Source organism: Streptomyces xanthochromogenes (assembly GCF_014650455.1).
Classification (GTDB): domain Bacteria; phylum Actinomycetota; class Actinomycetes; order Streptomycetales; family Streptomycetaceae; genus Streptomyces; species Streptomyces xanthochromogenes.
Genome location: NZ_BMUZ01000009.1, coordinates 287602 through 302762, shown reverse-complemented (window position 1 = coordinate 302762; position 15161 = coordinate 287602). Strand labels below are relative to the sequence as shown.

General features: G+C 69.4%; 23 protein-coding genes and 1 pseudogene. 19 read left to right on the top strand and 5 right to left on the bottom strand.

What is annotated here, in order from left to right:
* The first annotated feature begins 32 nt into the window (after positions 1–32).
* Entirely contained in the window at positions 33–545 is a 513-nt protein-coding gene (locus tag IE267_RS24390) for a rhodanese-like domain-containing protein (protein WP_189764717.1), read from the top strand.
* Positions 546–626: 81 nt separating this feature from the next.
* Here IE267_RS24390 and IE267_RS24385 read toward each other — a convergent pair whose 3' ends face one another.
* The 5 genes and pseudogenes from IE267_RS24385 to IE267_RS24365 form a co-directional block, all read right to left on the bottom strand.
* On the bottom strand, positions 627–2303 hold the full coding sequence (locus IE267_RS24385; RefSeq protein ID WP_167155298.1) for a DUF885 domain-containing protein: 1677 nt from the start codon (positions 2301–2303) through the stop codon (positions 627–629).
* A gap of 71 nt (positions 2304–2374) precedes the next feature.
* On the bottom strand, positions 2375–3781 hold the full coding sequence (locus IE267_RS24380) for a GNAT family N-acetyltransferase (protein WP_189764716.1): 1407 nt from the start codon (positions 3779–3781) through the stop codon (positions 2375–2377).
* Positions 3782–3935: 154 nt separating this feature from the next.
* A pseudogene (locus tag IE267_RS24375) lies at positions 3936–4745 on the bottom strand (alkaline phosphatase D family protein); the annotation flags it as partial.
* 69 nt (positions 4746–4814) lie between these two features.
* A complete protein-coding gene (locus IE267_RS24370; RefSeq protein ID WP_189764714.1) occupies positions 4815–6137 on the bottom strand; it encodes a site-specific integrase in 1323 nt (440 codons plus the stop codon).
* Between the two features lie 444 nt (positions 6138–6581).
* Entirely contained in the window at positions 6582–7001 is a 420-nt protein-coding gene (locus IE267_RS24365; protein ID WP_189764713.1) for a hypothetical protein, read from the bottom strand.
* Between the two features lie 176 nt (positions 7002–7177).
* Here IE267_RS24365 and IE267_RS24360 point away from each other — a divergent pair, with 176 nt between their 5' ends.
* The 18 genes from IE267_RS24360 (at position 7178) to IE267_RS24275 (ending at position 15107) form a co-directional block, all read left to right on the top strand.
* Entirely contained in the window at positions 7178–7426 is a 249-nt protein-coding gene (locus IE267_RS24360) for a helix-turn-helix domain-containing protein (protein WP_189764712.1), read from the top strand.
* A 1-nt stretch (position 7427) separates the two neighbouring features.
* The gene (locus IE267_RS24355; RefSeq protein WP_189764711.1) at positions 7428–7709 is read left to right on the top strand and encodes a hypothetical protein; all 282 of its coding nucleotides are present in this window, start codon (positions 7428–7430) and stop codon (positions 7707–7709) included.
* 126 nt (positions 7710–7835) lie between these two features.
* Positions 7836–8618, top strand: a complete 783-nt coding sequence (locus tag IE267_RS24350; RefSeq protein ID WP_189764710.1) for a phage antirepressor N-terminal domain-containing protein — start codon at positions 7836–7838, stop codon at positions 8616–8618.
* Positions 8615–8875: a hypothetical protein gene (locus IE267_RS24345; protein WP_189764709.1), complete on the top strand. Its 261-nt coding sequence runs from the start codon at positions 8615–8617 to the stop codon at positions 8873–8875. The genes IE267_RS24350 and IE267_RS24345 overlap by 4 nt, the downstream gene beginning before the upstream one ends.
* A complete protein-coding gene (locus IE267_RS24340) occupies positions 8872–9270 on the top strand; it encodes a DUF6197 family protein (RefSeq protein ID WP_189764708.1) in 399 nt (132 codons plus the stop codon). Before IE267_RS24345 ends, IE267_RS24340 begins: the two co-directional genes overlap by 4 nt.
* Entirely contained in the window at positions 9267–9452 is a 186-nt protein-coding gene (locus IE267_RS24335) for a hypothetical protein (RefSeq protein WP_189764707.1), read from the top strand. The genes IE267_RS24340 and IE267_RS24335 overlap by 4 nt, the downstream gene beginning before the upstream one ends.
* Before the next feature lie 100 nt (positions 9453–9552).
* A complete protein-coding gene (locus IE267_RS24330; RefSeq protein WP_189764706.1) occupies positions 9553–9999 on the top strand; it encodes a hypothetical protein in 447 nt (148 codons plus the stop codon).
* Positions 9989–10237 (top strand): hypothetical protein, encoded by a 249-nt coding sequence (locus IE267_RS24325; protein WP_189764705.1) that lies wholly within the window; start codon positions 9989–9991, stop codon positions 10235–10237. Before IE267_RS24330 ends, IE267_RS24325 begins: the two co-directional genes overlap by 11 nt.
* On the top strand, positions 10234–10392 hold the full coding sequence (locus IE267_RS24320; RefSeq protein WP_189764704.1) for a hypothetical protein: 159 nt from the start codon (positions 10234–10236) through the stop codon (positions 10390–10392). Before IE267_RS24325 ends, IE267_RS24320 begins: the two co-directional genes overlap by 4 nt.
* On the top strand, positions 10389–10571 hold the full coding sequence (locus IE267_RS24315) for a hypothetical protein (RefSeq protein WP_189764703.1): 183 nt from the start codon (positions 10389–10391) through the stop codon (positions 10569–10571). The genes IE267_RS24320 and IE267_RS24315 overlap by 4 nt, the downstream gene beginning before the upstream one ends.
* Positions 10568–10996 carry a hypothetical protein gene (locus IE267_RS24310; protein ID WP_189764702.1) on the top strand — a complete coding sequence of 143 codons (429 nt, stop codon included), beginning with the start codon at positions 10568–10570 and terminating at the stop codon, positions 10994–10996. The genes IE267_RS24315 and IE267_RS24310 overlap by 4 nt, the downstream gene beginning before the upstream one ends.
* Before the next feature lie 69 nt (positions 10997–11065).
* Complete coding sequence (locus tag IE267_RS24305; protein ID WP_189764701.1) at positions 11066–11212, top strand: hypothetical protein; 147 nt, start codon at positions 11066–11068, stop codon at positions 11210–11212.
* On the top strand, positions 11209–12318 hold the full coding sequence (gene dnaN / locus IE267_RS24300; protein ID WP_189764700.1) for a DNA polymerase III subunit beta: 1110 nt from the start codon (positions 11209–11211) through the stop codon (positions 12316–12318). Before IE267_RS24305 ends, dnaN begins: the two co-directional genes overlap by 4 nt.
* Positions 12319–12378: 60 nt before the next feature.
* On the top strand, positions 12379–12912 hold the full coding sequence (locus tag IE267_RS24295; protein WP_189764699.1) for a hypothetical protein: 534 nt from the start codon (positions 12379–12381) through the stop codon (positions 12910–12912).
* The gene (locus IE267_RS24290) at positions 12909–13061 is read left to right on the top strand and encodes a hypothetical protein (RefSeq protein WP_189764698.1); all 153 of its coding nucleotides are present in this window, start codon (positions 12909–12911) and stop codon (positions 13059–13061) included. Before IE267_RS24295 ends, IE267_RS24290 begins: the two co-directional genes overlap by 4 nt.
* Before the next feature lie 110 nt (positions 13062–13171).
* Positions 13172–13414, top strand: a complete 243-nt coding sequence (locus tag IE267_RS24285) for a hypothetical protein (protein ID WP_189764697.1) — start codon at positions 13172–13174, stop codon at positions 13412–13414.
* Positions 13414–14334, top strand: a complete 921-nt coding sequence (locus IE267_RS24280) for a YqaJ viral recombinase family nuclease (RefSeq protein ID WP_189764696.1) — start codon at positions 13414–13416, stop codon at positions 14332–14334. The genes IE267_RS24285 and IE267_RS24280 overlap by 1 nt, the downstream gene beginning before the upstream one ends.
* A complete protein-coding gene (locus IE267_RS24275; RefSeq protein WP_189764695.1) occupies positions 14331–15107 on the top strand; it encodes a recombinase RecT in 777 nt (258 codons plus the stop codon). Before IE267_RS24280 ends, IE267_RS24275 begins: the two co-directional genes overlap by 4 nt.
* Positions 15108–15161 lie beyond the last annotated feature (54 nt).

The window sequence follows — 15161 nt, the reverse complement described above, 5'->3', positions numbered from 1 at the left end:
GTCGTGGATCACCCGCGCCTAGATTTTCAGCCATGACGACACAGCTCACCGCCCCCGCCGACCGAGTCCTGCGCGCGGCCCCGGACAACCCGGTCCTGCGGGTGGCCCCGGCCGCTCCGGCCGACGCCGCCGCCCACTTCCGTGCTTCCCTGGTCTTCCACGCGGACGTCTCCGACGTGGCCGCGGCTCTTGCCGCCGGGGGCGACCCCGGCTTCGTCGTCCTCGACTCCCGCTCCACCGAGTCCTGGGACCAGGGCCATGTGCCCGGCGCCGTCCATCTGCCGACCGCGCTGATCGCCGAACAGGCCGAGCGGCTCCTGGACAAGTCCGTGCCCGTGGTCGCCTACTGCTGGGGCCCCGGCTGCAACGGCGCCACCCGCGCCGCCCTGGCCCTCGCCGAACTCGGCTTCCGGGTCAAGGAGATGCTGGGCGGCTTCGAGTACTGGGTGCGCGAGGGCTTCGCCTTCGAGACGTGGGAGGGAAGCGGGCACCGCGCCGCCGACCCGCTGACCGCGCCGGCCGGCGCGGTCGAGTGCGGCTGCTGAACTCCTGCGCGGCCCGAGCGCGGTGACCCCCGAACTCCCTTGTAGGGGCGGCCCGTTGAACGGGTCGCCCCCGCCGCGACCTCAGAGCTTGGAGAGCTCGTCGACCAGGTCGTCAAGGCCGAGGGAACCCTGCGAGAGGGCCGCCATGTGCCAGGCCTTCGCGTCGAAGGCGTCACCGTGGCGGGCCTGCGCGTTCGCCCGGCCGAGCAGCCAGGCGCGCTCGCCCAGCTTGTACCCGATCGCCTGCCCCGGCATCGACAGGTAGCGGATCAGCTCGCTCTGGACGAAGTCGGCGGGCCTGCTGCTGTGACCGCTGAAGAACGCGTGGGCCAGCTCCGGCGTCCAGCGCTCGCCCGGGTGGAACGGCGAGTCCGCCGGGATCTCCAGCTCCAGGTGCATGCCGATGTCGATGATCACCCGGCAGGCGCGCATCATCTGTGCGTCCAGGTAACCGAGCCGGCGCTCGGGGTCGGTGAGGAAGCCCAGCTCGTCCATCAGGCGCTCCGCGTACAGGGCCCAGCCCTCGGCGTTGGCGCTGACCTGGCCGACCGTCGCCTGGTAGCGCGAGAGTTGGTCGGCGACGTGCACCCACTGCGCGATCTGGAGGTGGTGGCCCGGCACGCCCTCGTGGTACCAGGTCGACACCAGGTCGTACACCGGGAAGCGGGTCTCGCCCATGGTGGGCAGCCAGGTGCGGCCGGGGCGCGAGAAGTCCTCGGAGGGGCCCGTGTAGTACGGGGCCGCGGCGCCGCCGGGCGGCGCGATGCGGGACTCCACCTTCCGTACGCGCTCGGCGAGTTCGAAGTGGGTGCCGTCGAGCGCCTCGATGGCCTCGTCCATCAGGGCCTGCAGCCAGTCGCGGACCTCGTCGACGCCCTCGATGTGCGCGCCGTGCTCGTCGAGGTGGGCGAGCACCTCCCAGGGCCCGGCGTCGGGCAGGATCTTGGCGGCCTCGGTCTTCATCTCGCCGAGCAGCCGGTGGTACTCGGACCAGCCGTAGGCGTACGCCTCGTCCAGGTCGAGCGCGGTGCCGTTGTAGTACTGCGACCAGCGCTGGTAGCGCTCGCGGCCCACCGTGTCGGACGCGCCTTCGATGCCGGGCGCGTACACGTCACGCAGCCAGTCGCGGAGCGCGGTGAGGGCGGCGGTCGCCTCGGCGGCGGCGGTGTCGAGTCCGGTGCGCAGGGACTCGGGGCCGGCGGCGGCGAGTCCCTCGAAGAAGCCGGTGTCGACCCACTCGCCGAGCTGCCCGACGACCGTCTCCGTGGCACGCGGGCCGCCGAACAGCTTGCGTTCCAGGCCCAGTTCGAGCGAGGCCCGGTAACCCTCCAGGGCGGCGGGCACCGCGCGCAGCCGGGAGGCGAGCGCACGCCAGTCCTCCTCGGTCTCGGTCGGCGTCATCGTGAACGCCATGCGCACCTCGTGCACCGGCGAGCTCAGGTTGCTGACCTTGCGCAGGCCCTCGTCGGCCTCGTGCACCCCGAGTTCGGAGGTCAGACGCTCCCGCAGCAGCCTGCCGCAGCGCCGCTCGGCGTCGCTGTCCGCGCCGGGCAGGCGCTCGGCCTCGTCGAGACGGGCGAGCGTGGTGCGCGCCAGGTCGGCCAGGGCCGACTGCCCTGCGGGGGAGAAGTCGGGCAGGAGGGCGTGGCTCGCCCTGACGCCCAGATAGCTCCCGGTGATCGGGTCGAGTTCGATGAGTGCGTCGACATAGGCGTCGGCGACCTGGCGGGGGAGTGCGCTGCTGGAAGTGTCTGGCATGCGGACATCCTCTCCGAGCGACGGCCCCCGCGTCACCACCCCTCTTCCCGGTCCGCGGTCCCCGAGCCGGTTCAGCCCTGCCCGAACTGCCCGCGCCGGGCGGCCGAACCCACCTGGGCGCTCCGGTCGAGGCGGGCCGTGACCACCAGGGTGCCTTCCTCGATCTGGTAGTCCAGGGGCAGCCCGAGGCCGCGCATGGCCGCGACCATGCCGGTGTTGGAGGACTGGGTCACGGCGTACACGCTGTCGCAGCGGGCCTCGACGGCCAGCTCGACCAGTCGGCGCAGCAGTTCGGAGCCGATGCCCCGACGCTGCCAGGAGTCCTCGACGACCAGCGCGACCTCGGTCTCGTCGCCGTCCCACAGCAGGTGGCCGAGCGCGACCAGGCGCCCCGACGCGGTCTGCACGGCGAGCGTGCGGCCGTAGCGCGGGCTGAGCAGGTGCCCGAGATAGCGGTCCGCGTCGGCCACGGGACCGTGGTAGCGCAGGCCGAGGGTGCGGTCGGAGCAGCGCTCGTGCATGGCTTTGGCCGCTTCGAGGTCGCTCGGGGCGGCGCGCCGCACGGTGATCTCGTTGCCCTCGGGCAGCGTCAGGACGTCCTCGCCCCGCGGAACGCGGGGACCGAGCCGGGCGTCCAGCTCGACCAGCGCGCGCGCCCTGGCGAACTCGGTCGGGGTGAACGGGAGATGGGGTCGCTCGATGGTGATGGCCCCGCCGCTGGGATCGCGCAGCCGCATGACGGTCGACTCCAGGACGCCCTCGACCGGGGCGGTAGCGCCGGTGGCGCGGCCCGTCAGGGAGACCGCGGGCAGCGAGTGGATGGTGCAGCGTCCGAGCAACTGGCGCAGGGCGAGCGGGAGTTCGGCCGCGTCGAGGGCGGTCCTGGTCGCCAGGCCGAGAACCCGGGTCGGCGCGTCCACCAGGTCGTGGGCGTCGGCCCGCTCCGTCCAGGTGTCCCGGCCGCCGGCCGCGGCGACGGTCCGGGACAGTTCGGCGGCCGACAGTGCGGCCGGGGTGCGCAGCAGGAACTCGTCCACGGTGCCGTCGGCGAGCGGGTGCGTCTGGAGCGTGAGGATGTCCACGTGCCGCTCGGCGAGGACGGTGCACAGCGCGGCCAGGCTGCCGGGCGCGTCCCGTACGGTCGTCCGCATCCGCCACAGCGCCGTCTCGCGGGGCGTGCTCCCGCCCTCGTGACCGCTCGCCGTGGCGTCGGTATCGCTCGTATCGCCGGTGCCGGCAAGTGGCGGAGCATGGCTGTTGCGCCGGGCCCACCAGGTGTGGAAGGCCGCCGTGGCGACGAGTGCCACGGCCGAGGCGACCAGCAGGAACGGCCCGTCGGGACCGTGTGCGACCAGGTTCGAGAGTCCGTCGGCGACGGCCACGGCCGTGAAGAGCGCGGCCAGTTCGACGAGGTCCCGCCGCCAGTGGTGACGGCGGCGGGCGTGCTTGTGGGAGATCTGTCCCTGGATATCAGTCATGGCATCACTGTGACGCAGCGGTGTTGCGTGATCACGAACGCTTTGTGACTGACGGGTTAAGTGTGCTTCTGATGCTCTTTTGGCTGTTTTTCCTCCGGGCGTGGCCTGGAGCGTTCGCCTCCGCCCCGCGGTCTGCCCAACCGTGCCACCTGCCTCACTGGCCGACCAGGCCGGGCCGCAGCACCTGGGTGAAGAGTACCGAACCTCCTTGCGCCCGCAGCCGCACGGTGAGGTCGCCCGAGGCGCCGTCGATCTCGATCTCGCCGAAGTTCGGCGGGGCCTCCAGGGGCGAGGCGTTGGCCGCGGCCGGGGCGTGCGTGAAGACCGGGCGCGGCCCGAACGTACCGTCCAGCTTGTTCGCGGGGAAGCCGCCCGCGGCGAGGGGCCCCGACACGAACTCCCAGAAGGGCGCGAAGTCCTGGAACGCCGCGCGCTCGGGCTCGTAGTGCGTGGCGGCGGTGTAGTGGACGTCCGCGGTCAGCCACAGTGTGCCCGTGATCCGGCGGTGCTTGATGAACCGCAGCAGCTCCGCGATCTGCAACTCCCGCCCCAGCGGGGCTCCCGGGTCGCCCTGGGACACGGCCTCGAAGTCGGTGGCCCCGTCCACGACGACGATGCCCAGCGGCATGTCGGCGGCGATGACCTTCCACACCGCGCGCGAACGCGCCAACTCACGCTTCAGCCATCGCAGTTGCTCGGACCCGAGGATGCCGACCCGGTCGTCGGGCTGCCGGTCGGGGGAGTTGGCGTCGCGGTACGTCCGCATGTCGAGCACGAAGACGTCCAGGAGCGGACCGTGCCGCAGCACCCGCTGCACCCGGCCCGCGCGGTCACCGGTGCCGAGCGTCGAGATCGGGAAGTACTCGCTGAACGCCCGCCGCGAACGGGCCGCGAGGACATCGATGTTCTTCTCGGTGTAGCGGACGTCGTCCAGAATCTGCCCGGGATACCAGTTGTTCCGCAAGTGGAGCTTTGAGGCCTTTAAATGCCCCCCACCAGCACATCCCATGATTCGCAAAGGTCGAGTGGGAAACTACTGGGAAACGGGTCGAGAGTTGGCGATCAAAGCTTCGGCGTGCATCCGTTCGATGTGACGGTCCCATCGCCGCTGCAGCTTCTTCATGATGGCACGCTCCTCTTCCACCGTTACCGTGCTGTAGGTGCCGGCCGACCCGGGCATCTCGTGCCCCATGCGGTGCTCCTTGGCGAACTCGCTATGCCCGTCCGCATCGAGCCACGACTTGTGTCCGTGACGCAGCAGATAGAACCGCTTGCCAAGGTAGGCGGCCACCGGCTTGACCTCCGGCCGGGCCCAGTAGCCCTGGCGCTCCTCTGCGCCCCCCGTGATCCAACCCCACCACTTGCCGTGGAACGTGATGTGGCCCAGGCCACCACCTTGCAGAGCGACCATGACCCAGTTGCTGTCGTGGGAGGCGAGCACTGTCTCCAGCATTCGAGCCAGGAATGGGGGGATCACAAGGGTTCTGTAAGAATCGTATTTGGGCGGGAAGAAGCCCAGCTTCCCCTTCTTGTACTGGACTTGGCGCTCCACGCGTACCGCTGGCATGCGGTCGCCGCCCTTGCCGTACCGATCGAGGTCGTCGTCGTACCGGTCCGTCTCGTCATCGTCGAGACGCAGGTCTGACGCGGGCCACGCGGGATAGCAGTACTCGCGGGTGAGCCCGTAGAGTTCGCCAGGCCTCATGCCCGTGGTGGCGATCATCCAGACCAGGACGTAGCCGGAAAGCCCCATCAGGATCTCGGCGTTGCGTGCCAGTCGGTCGACGTGCTCGATGAGCATGTCCTTCTTCCGCTCACGCTTCTTGGCTTTTCTGTATCGGCCCCGCGGGCGCTTGCGTTCAACGGGGCTGGTCTTGATCAGCTTGGGTGCCGCATCGTCGAGCACCATGTTCAGTACGCCCATGATGTTCTTGATTGTGCTGGGGGCCAGAAGCTTGCCGGGGGCGTACTCCTTGCTGTGTAGATGCTTCCGGAACGCGCGGTAGACCAGCACGTCCACGTCGGCCACGGCTTTCCCCGTGAAGTAGGGCCGGATGTGATTCCGAACGATGCCGTCGTAGCCCTCCTCCGTGAGGTGCCCGTGGTCCAGCCCGGTGAGCCACGTATCCAGCCAGTCGTCCATGAGCGTCGACGCGTCACGGTTGCTGATGTTGGAACCGTCGCGGATTGCCGTGAGTTTTGCCATGCCGTGCTTGAGGGCTTCGTCCTCGTCGTCGAATCCGCCTTCGGACTCGAACCGCTTCCGCCCCGACGGCAGGTACTCCCCGGTCCACCACTTCACGCGGCAGGTACCGCCGCGCCATTCGGTGTAGACGTCGAGGGTTCTTCTCGCCATGGTTGCCCCCAGGTGTCGGCTGGTGGGGCGGCAGTCCGGCAGGTACCCCTACCGCCTGGACTCCGCACACCCGTGGTGTCAGCTGCCGCTGCCCAGGGGGCAGTTGCGGCATTCCCCACAGTCTCCTCCATGTCCCCTGACCATCTCCCGCATTGCCGCGGGATCAGCGCCGCTGGTGAGCAGCTGCCGGGGGACTACACAGACGATCCCGTCGTCGACCGTGAAGACCTGACCCTGAAAGGTTGGCCCGTAGTCGTCTATGAGTGCGTCTCTATACCGCATGGCTCCCCCTAGTGATCGGGCTTGTCGGGAGCCTCCAAGGACGTGCATCGACTCTGCCACGTCTTGCGGTAGTTGAGACCGCAAGTGTTCAAAGTGGTCTGGGGAAACCGGGTAACAAATCGGTAAAACGAAAAGGTTGTACTTCTTTCGAGTGAACTTTGCCTAGATGATGCCGCGTTCGCGCAGGTCGTGGACCACGCGGTCGCTCAGTGCCCGGATCTCGTCGGAGGTCAGGCCGCGAGTTGTGGCGATCGTCGCGAGCTGGATGACATCGCGTGCCTCTTCGTCGATCGCCTCGCGGGGGAGACGCGAAATCAGGACGTCGGGATCCGCCCCGGACGCCTCGACAGGTACTGCCGCATCGCCGGCGAGTACAGCGAGAGAGCTGCCCGGTGCCCACCTGAGGAGCTTGTCGAGCTTCGCGTAGCTCAGGTCACGGACGGGTTCGCCCAGTTCGACGCGTCGCCAGGTGTGCTTTGCCATGCCGCCGACCTTGGCGTTTGCGTCGTCCAGGGCCAAGCCGAGTTCCATGCGGCGCTGCTTTGCAGTGCGCGCGAGGCGCTGGAGGTCACGGGGTGCCATGGGTCCATCTTGGCAGGACTAGGCAGGACCAGCCAGGACTGGGGGCACCAAAGGCCGAAAGATGCCCCAGGATCGCCGCAGGTCACAGGGCATTCATGGGCATCACTGTCCAGTCAAGGGCAACTACTGGGCAGTAGTGGGTAGACACTGTGGGCATCTCTGGGTAACTTTGAAGCATGCACCAACCCCCAGCCACCTTCGAGGTGAACGGGGCGGCGATCCGCACGATCCGCATGCAGGCAGGCCTCGGCGTCCATCAGCTCGCACAGGTGGTGGGAGTGGACGACAGCTACCTCCGGAAGCTCGAAACGGGGGCCCGCACACGCATGAGACCCGAGCGGTACACCGCACTCCGCACGGCCTTGAACGCCACAGACACCCAGCTACTCCGCGACCCCCCACGCGGCTTCAACGAAAGGGAGTGACGTGCCCGCGACCAGCTACAACCAACCGGTCCGGCCCGAAGACCCCGACGCCGAATACCTCACGCTCCAGGAATTCGCCTGGGTCATGAAGTGCAGCGTCAAAACCCTCCGTCGGCGCATCAACGAAGACGGCTACCCCCACAGCCGCAGCGGCGGTGGTCGAGCGGGCCGCATCGTCATCAGCCGCGAAGACCGCCGCTACTACTACGAGGCCAACCGGCGCATGGCCGCGGCGCCGATTCGGCGCTCCCGCAGCGCCAGACAGTCCCTCTCCGCCGCCTAGCGGCTATGCGGGCCGGCCGCCGGTAACTGCCAAGCCCCCGGCAGACGGCCCTGGATCCACCTCTCATCCCGTCTGAAAGAGAAGAGGCAGATCGTGCCTACATCATCGCCTGAGTCGCGTGAGGTCGTGAAGCTCGACCTCTCTGTCGGCTCCATCCACACCGTGCTGGTCGACGGCCAGCCGAACATCGTGCTGAAGCCCGCGGTCGACGAGCTCGGGCTCGACTACCCGACACAGGTGCGCAAGCTGAAGAGCCGGTCCTGGGCAGTTGTGGGCAGCGCGCCCACAACTGGAACAGACGGTAAGACCTACGCCATGTCCGTGGTCCCGGTCCGCACTTTCCTGATGCTGCTGGCCACGGTCAACGAGAACCGTGTCACCGACTCCGCCCGCCCCGTCCTCGTCGCCTTTCAGAACGAGACAGCTGACGCGATCGAGGCGTACTGGACGCAGGGCGGCGCCATCAACCCGCGAGCTACCGAGGACCAGCTCGACTCGCTGATCTCCCGGGCGAAGCAGCAGGCCGAGGTGTTGAGCATCCTGTCGGGGATCGTCTCGCCCGAGTGGCTGGAGACGAAGGCCCGCATGGTCGCCTCGCGTGCGCTCGGTGAGGAGCCGGAGATCGATCCGGCCGATGCCCCGCTGTACGTCCCGGACTTCCTGAAGGACAAAGGCCTGAAGCGGAAGCAGATCGAGTCGGTCCAGTCCTGGTTCGGCCGGCGGGCTGCCGCCCTGTACGAGGCGGAGCACGGCGAGAAGCCGGGGAAGCGCCAGTCGGACCTGCCGAACGGATCGGTACGCGAGACCTACGCCTGGACGGCGCGCCACCTGCCGCTGTTCGAGGACACCTGGACGCGCTACTACGCGGAGCAGTTCCCGGTCCAGCAGACGCTCGGGAGTGCGGCATGACGGACATCGGTATCCCGCCGCGCAGCAAGCAGGACTGGGACGTGCCGCTGGCGGACGTCGAGCAGCAGCTCGTCCGCCCGAAGGTCGACCTGTCGGTGGACCGCCTGCGCTGGCTGCTCGCTCACCCGGTGAAGGCCGACACGGCCCACCAGCTCGACTACCGGCATCTCCTCGTCGACGTCTGCCCGGACTCTACCGTCCCCGAAATCGTCGTCTCCCTGATCCGCACCGAGCGCACCCGTGGAGGGGCGTCATGAGCAACCCGCAGCTGGCCTTCGTGTACCTGCAGGCCGCCGACATCATCCGCGCGAACGGGCACCACCAGGGCGGCTACCTCAACGGTGCGCTCCTGTTGGCCCGCACCCGCCAGACGGTTCCCGTAGACGCGACCGGCGCCCTGTCCCTGGTGATCACAGGTGACCCGGTCCCGCCGGCCGATCTCGTGGACTGCCCGCAGCTGTACCAGGACGCGGTGACCTTCCTGGGTGGCCGGATCCACTCGACGATCGTCGACTGGGACCCGGAGGAGCGCATCGCCGACTGGAACGACCAGGACGGGCGCACCGCCGCCGAGGTCATCGCCGCTTTCGAGTCGGCCGCTGCTGACATCGACTTCATGTTCTCGGCTCCACTGGTGGCGGTGGCGGCATGAGCACCGAGACGGAGCGCGAACTGCGCTCGTACAAGGCGCTCGCGGCGTCGCTGACGGAGCGGCTGGAGCTGCTTCAGGCCGTGAACGAGTCGGCCTATCTGGAGGCCTACGCCGCGCACTCGGGGCCGCACTTCTGCCCCGACCGGCCCTTCGGCGAGCAGGCCAAGGAGGCCGCCGCATGATCCGCCTCCTCGCCCACGGCCTCGCCGCCTGGGCTGCTGCCTGGGCCTTCTCCGCCGCCTGCTTCTGGGCCTTCAACCGATTCCGCACTGGGGGGAACCGATGATCCTCGACGTAAGCAGTTCGTACTGGTCCACGGGCATCGTTCTGGTCTGGGCCGACTTCTCTAGCTGGTCGGGTGGCCATGCCCGTAGCGGCTGGCACGGCACAGTGGAGTTCTTCGACGACGGATTCGCCGGGGACAACGACACGGACGCCGGATACCTGTCGACGAACGGCAAGCTGTGGACTCGCTACGCGGTCGCCGACGGGGAGGTCCGCTCCGGTCTCTCAGCCGCCGTGGACGTCCTGATTGCTGATGCGCGGAAGCTCGGCATCGCGTTCCGGGTTGGTGACGGCCCAGGCCGTCTCTACTACAAGACCGACGGCGAGAACCCCGAGTTTCCGCCGCCTACAGGCTGGCGGGAACTGCTGACCGCCGAGGCCGAGCGGATCGGCTGGGACTCCTACGCCGTGCGCCCCGAGGCCGGTGAGCGCGATGGCGACTGACCTCACCGCAGAGATCCTGCGGCTCCGGGGCGAACTCCAGGCCGTGCACGCGGAGCTGAGCATTCGCGACCGGCAGCTCGAACGGCTCGACGCCGAGAACACGCGGCTCCGCAAGGAGAACGACGACCTGGCAATCGGCCTCGGCATCGCTGACGGGCCGCGCCGCCAGATCAACGACGTGATTGACGTGGCGCCCGATCTGACGGCCGCCCTCACCCGGCACGAGGTGATCGCATGACCTCCAGCCCGTGGCCGTCCATCGCGTGGACCGCAGGCCTGATCGGCGCCATCGGGTTCCTCGCGGTCTGGGGCCAGCACCTCAGCAACCGGCGCGCAGCCCGCCGCGAAGCCGCCCGTACCCGCATTCCGCACCAGCGTCAGGGGGACCGATGACTCTCCAGCAGCTGTCGGAGCTCCGCCTCCGCCTCCACCCGGGCGGCCTGTGGATGACCGACCCGGTCGCCGCAGCCGACGCCGCCACCAGCCAGGCCGACCTGCGGATCGCCTACGCCGCAGCCCGAGGACACGACCTCAACGCCCTGGACCCCGGCCTCGGATGGGAGCAGCCGTGACGATCAGCCTGTTCGCCAGCCGAGGGATCCGCCGGTACACCCGCGTTCACCTGCGCCACGACCGTGACGCGGCCCGCGCCGAATGCCGGCGCCTGAAGGAGCGTCTGCAACGGTCCGCCGAAGCCAACCGGCAGGTCGTCGAAGAGAAGGACGAGCTCCGCGGGCAGATCCGTGATCTGGCCCAGCAGCTCGAAGTCTCGACGGACATCGTCAAGGTCCGGGACGAGACGATCCGCGACCAGGCCGCCCGCATCGACGAACTCGAAGCCGGCCGGGAGCAATCCGCCTCCGAGACGACGCAGGCCATTCCGCGCGACCAGCTCCCGCAGCCCGACGAGCCGCCCCGCCGCCCTTCGTGGGCCGTGTCGGACGTCGACGACGAGGTTCGTGTCCTCGCCGACCGGCTCGCGCAGGGCGCCGCCTGACCCCACAAGCCCGCGGGCGCGGCGTCGACCCCCAAATCCGCCCGCCCGCGACGTACCTAGGAGCACCCCATGCAGTACGTACAGGACGCCCTTTTCTCCGACGTCGATGTGGTCGGCTCCGGCCGGCCGAGGCCGTGGCCCGTCGACGAGCCCGAGACCGAAGCGCCCCCGGAACAGGCGGAGATGCTGCCCTTCGATGAGGAGCAGGCGGCATGAAAGTCCAGGTCGCACACCGCACGCTGGCCGCCGCCCTCACCTGGTCCGCCGCCCAACTCGACCCGAAGCCCATGATCCCGGCCCGCGCCGGCCTCCTCCTGGAAGCCGACGGCGACACGCTGACCGTGTCGGGCGTCGACCAGAGGGTGTCGACGAGCAGCCGCCTGGACGCCGCCGTCATCGAGCCGGGCCGCATCGTCATCCCCGGCCGGCTCGCCGCCCAGGTCGTGGCGACCTACCGCACCGACCTCGTCGACATCGCCGTCGACGGGCAGCGCGTCACCCTGCAAGCCGACCGCGACAAGTTCCTCCTCACCCTGCTGCCGCTCGCCGACTATCCGGCCGTCGCGCAGCGTCCCGAGGCAGACGGCACCGTGGACGCCGCCCAGTTCACCGAGGCCGTCATGCAGGCCGTCGTCGCCACCGACACGACGGTCGAAGCCGAGCCGTGGCGCGGCGGCATCCAACTCCTCGCAGAAGGCGACACGTTGACCGTCTGGGCCACCGACCGGTACCGCATGGGGGAGCGCACCATCCCCTGGCAGGCCACCAACCCCGGCGCGCAGGTGGCGGCGCTGGTCCCGGCCCGGATCCTGGCCGACGCGGTCCGCGGCATGGAAGCCAGCGGCGACCTGTGGCTGAACCTGACCGGCACGACCGCCGGCATGGGCGACGCCACCCGCTACACGACGCTGGCCAGGATCGACGAGCAGGGCCGAAAGGACCCGCACCAGTTCATCCCCAAGGCATTCACGACCGAGGCCTCGGTGGAAGTCGCACCGCTCGTCGCCGCGGTGAAGCGGGCCTGCCTGGTCGCCTCGGACAAGAAGCCCAAGGTGCTGATCGGCCTCGGCACGGACGCGATCTCCGTGCGGGCGCTCGGCGAAGACACCGGTGCCGCGGCCATGGACATCGTCGACGGACAGCACATCGACGGGCCGCCCATGCAGGTCGCCTTCCAGCCCGCCAACCTCCTCGGCGGACTCCAAGCCGCAGGCACGAGCACCGTCCGTATCGGCTTCACCAGCCCGGTGAAGCCCGCCATGGTCCACGCCGTCGGCGACGACACCGATTACCGCTACCTCGTCATGCCCGTCCGCCTCTGACCACCGCCCCGCCCGAGGCGAATTCGGGCGGGGCTCACCTACCAGCATCCCAGGAGCATCGTGAACATCGAGATCAAGGTCGACGAGCTCAGCCTCAACACCGTCGTCGCGGACGTCGTCAGCTTCGACGAGGACGGCGACCCCTACACGGAAGGCACGAAGACCGTTGCTGACCTTGTCGCCACCCAGATCGTGGACCGTCTCGTCAAGGACGACCAGTGGAAGCGCCTGCGCGAGCAGGTGCTCGAAGTCCGCGTCGAGGAGATCCGTGCCGCCGTCAGGCCGTCCATCGACGAGGCCCTCGCCCGGCCGATCTACAAGACCAACGGCTACGGAGAGCGCACCGGGCAGGAGACCACCCTCGCGGAGCTGATCTCCGAGGAGGCCCGCAAGCAGCTCGCCGAACCTGCCGACCGTTACCGCAGCGACAAGGGCACCGTCCTCCAGCAGGCCGTCCGCGCCGAGGTGAAGAAGGCCTTCGAGACGGAGATCGCCGAAGCCGTACAGAGGGCTCGGGACCTGGTGGTCTCGGAGCTCGGCGGCGACCTGGCGGAGCGCGTCGTGAAGGTCGCTGTCGCCGGGCTCAAGCGGTGACGCGCTTCCTGGCCGGCCTGCTGCTGTCCGCCGCAGCGTTCGTCATCGTCTGGGCTTTCACCCACAGCCCGCAGTGGTCACTGATCGCCGGAATCGCCACGGCCGCCCTCGTCTGGTTCGGCGAGTTCATCCTCGACGACCTCCTCTGATCCACCCATAGACGCCGCGTAGAGCCGCCCCCGGGCTCCGCGGCACGCCAGGCCGCCTCGCCCCCTCTGACCGGGGCGGCCTGGCCCCCAACACCCGAAAGGCCAAGCACATGAGCACCACCATCCGCATCGGCCGCTGGACAGCCGAGCTGTACCAGCGGGCGATCTACCTCCAGCAGCGCCCCAAGCCCAACTGCCCCGAGTGCGGTGGCGTTGGCGCCGTTGAAGTCGGGGGCGGTTACGTCCTCGACCACACCTGGGAGCCCGACAGCGCACCGTGCCCGTGCTGGGACCCGTACCGCGCGAAGCGCATCCCGCTCTGGCGCCGCGCCAAGATCGTGGAGCCGTTCTGATGACCGCGGTCGAGACGCCGACCGGCGTCCTCCTCGGCACCTTCACCCCGGGCTCCCCGGAGTGGGAGAAGGCCCGCGGCGGCCTGTGCGTCACCGCCACCGAGATCGCCGCCGTCATGGGCCTGTCGCCGTGGCAGTCGCGCTTCAGCCTCTGGCACAAGAAGGCCGGTCTGCCCGTCCCGCCGTTCGAGGCCAGCCCGCAGATCGAATGGGGCAACCGCCTGGAGCCGGCCGTCGTCGGCAAGTACGAGGACGAGCACCCCGACCTCATTCTCCTGTCGACGGGAACATGGCGGCACGCCGAACGTTCCTGGCAGCGGGCGACGCCCGACCGGCTCATCGCCCTTCGTGAAGACATTGACGGCCGACCGGTCGGGATCTTCGAGGCCAAGACGTCGCCCTACGGCGACGACTGGGGCCGGGACGGTACCGACGAGGTGCCCGTCTACTACCGGTGCCAGGTCATCTGGCAGCAGGACACCCTCGGCCTTCACGCCCGCACCCCTATCGGCGTCCTGATCGGCGGCTGCGACTACCGCGAGCTGTACGTCGACTACGACGAAGGCGACGCCAAGCTCATGCGGGACGCCGCCGCCGAATTCCTGCGCACCGTCGAGGCCGGTGAGCGCCCGCCGATCGACGGCTCCGACGCCACCTATCAGACGATCCGCGTCCAGCCCGACGGCCTGGAAGACCGCGACGTCGAAATCCCCGCCGAGGACGCGGCCCGCTACGAGACCGCACAGCGGCAGATGGCCGACGCGAAGTCCGAACTCACCGCCGCCAAGGCCACGTTGCTCGACCACATCGGCGACGGGAAGCGCGCCGTCGTCGGCGACCGCCGCATCGCCTACCGCACCGTCCGCGGCGGCAAGACCTACTCCCTCAACCCCTACACCAGCAAGGACACCGCCGCATGAGCCAGATCAGCAACGCCATCGCCACCCGCGACAACGGGCCCGAAGCTCTCGTCCGCCAGTACCGCGACGACTTCACCCTCGTCCTCCCGTCGCACGTCAAGGGCGAGACCTGGATGCGCCTCGCCACCGGCAGCCTGCGCCGCGACAAGAACCTAATGCAGGTCGCCACCCGCAACCCCGGCTCCCTCATGAACGCCCTCCTCGAATGCGCCCGCCTCGGCCACGAACCCGGCACCGAGTCGTACTACCTCGTCCCGTTCGGCAACGAGGTCCAAGGCATCGAGGGCTACCGGGGCGTCGTCGAGCGCATCTACAGGGCCGGCGCCGTGAAGGCCGTCAAGGCCGAAGTCGTCTGCGCCAACGACGTCTTCGAGTACCAGCCCGACATGGAGCGCCCCAACCACAAGGTCGACTGGTTCGGCACGCGCGGCGAGGTCATCGGCGCCTACGCCTACGGGATCTTCCAGGACGGCTCGGCGTCCCGGGTCGTCGTCATCGACCGGCCGTACATCGACAAGGTCCGCAAGGAGTCGAAGGGCAGCAACAGCGCGACGTCGCCGTGGGTGAAGTGGTTCGACCAGATGGTCCTCAAGACCGTCGCCCGCCGCCTGGAGCCGTGGGTGCCCACTTCCACCGAGTGGCGCAAGGAGCAGATGCGCGCCGCCCAGGAAGTCCTCGCCGAGCGGGCCGACGCCGAACTCCCGGCCCAGCCGCCCGTCCTGGACCACGCCGACCCCGACGACGAGCCCGTCGAGGGCGAACTCGTCGACTAGCCAGCCGCCTTCGGGGCTCCTGCCCGCCGCAAACAGGCAGGGGCCCCGTAACCC

Excerpts from the sequence above, each read along its gene's own strand:
- IE267_RS24370 (WP_189764714.1), bottom strand. The coding sequence starts at position 6,137 with ATGGCGAGAAGAACCCTCGACGTCTACACCGAATGGCGCGGCGGTACC.
- IE267_RS24340 (WP_189764708.1), top strand. The coding sequence starts at position 8,872 with ATGAGCAACCCGCAGCTGGCCTTCGTGTACCTGCAGGCCGCCGACATC.
- IE267_RS24280 (WP_189764696.1), top strand. The coding sequence starts at position 13,414 with ATGACCGCGGTCGAGACGCCGACCGGCGTCCTCCTCGGCACCTTCACC.
- IE267_RS24345 (WP_189764709.1), top strand. The coding sequence starts at position 8,615 with ATGACGGACATCGGTATCCCGCCGCGCAGCAAGCAGGACTGGGACGTG.
- IE267_RS24320 (WP_189764704.1), top strand. The coding sequence starts at position 10,234 with ATGACCTCCAGCCCGTGGCCGTCCATCGCGTGGACCGCAGGCCTGATC.
- IE267_RS24275 (WP_189764695.1), top strand. The coding sequence starts at position 14,331 with ATGAGCCAGATCAGCAACGCCATCGCCACCCGCGACAACGGGCCCGAA.
- IE267_RS24380 (WP_189764716.1), bottom strand. The coding sequence starts at position 3,781 with ATGACTGATATCCAGGGACAGATCTCCCACAAGCACGCCCGCCGCCGT.
- IE267_RS24360 (WP_189764712.1), top strand. The coding sequence starts at position 7,178 with ATGCACCAACCCCCAGCCACCTTCGAGGTGAACGGGGCGGCGATCCGC.
- IE267_RS24315 (WP_189764703.1), top strand. The coding sequence starts at position 10,389 with ATGACTCTCCAGCAGCTGTCGGAGCTCCGCCTCCGCCTCCACCCGGGC.
- dnaN (WP_189764700.1), top strand. The coding sequence starts at position 11,209 with ATGAAAGTCCAGGTCGCACACCGCACGCTGGCCGCCGCCCTCACCTGG.
- IE267_RS24330 (WP_189764706.1), top strand. The coding sequence starts at position 9,553 with ATGATCCTCGACGTAAGCAGTTCGTACTGGTCCACGGGCATCGTTCTG.
- IE267_RS24365 (WP_189764713.1), bottom strand. The coding sequence starts at position 7,001 with ATGGCACCCCGTGACCTCCAGCGCCTCGCGCGCACTGCAAAGCAGCGC.
- IE267_RS24305 (WP_189764701.1), top strand. The coding sequence starts at position 11,066 with ATGCAGTACGTACAGGACGCCCTTTTCTCCGACGTCGATGTGGTCGGC.
- IE267_RS24325 (WP_189764705.1), top strand. The coding sequence starts at position 9,989 with ATGGCGACTGACCTCACCGCAGAGATCCTGCGGCTCCGGGGCGAACTC.
- IE267_RS24390 (WP_189764717.1), top strand. The coding sequence starts at position 33 with ATGACGACACAGCTCACCGCCCCCGCCGACCGAGTCCTGCGCGCGGCC.
- IE267_RS24335 (WP_189764707.1), top strand. The coding sequence starts at position 9,267 with ATGAGCACCGAGACGGAGCGCGAACTGCGCTCGTACAAGGCGCTCGCG.
- IE267_RS24285 (WP_189764697.1), top strand. The coding sequence starts at position 13,172 with ATGAGCACCACCATCCGCATCGGCCGCTGGACAGCCGAGCTGTACCAG.
- IE267_RS24385 (WP_167155298.1), bottom strand. The coding sequence starts at position 2,303 with ATGCCAGACACTTCCAGCAGCGCACTCCCCCGCCAGGTCGCCGACGCC.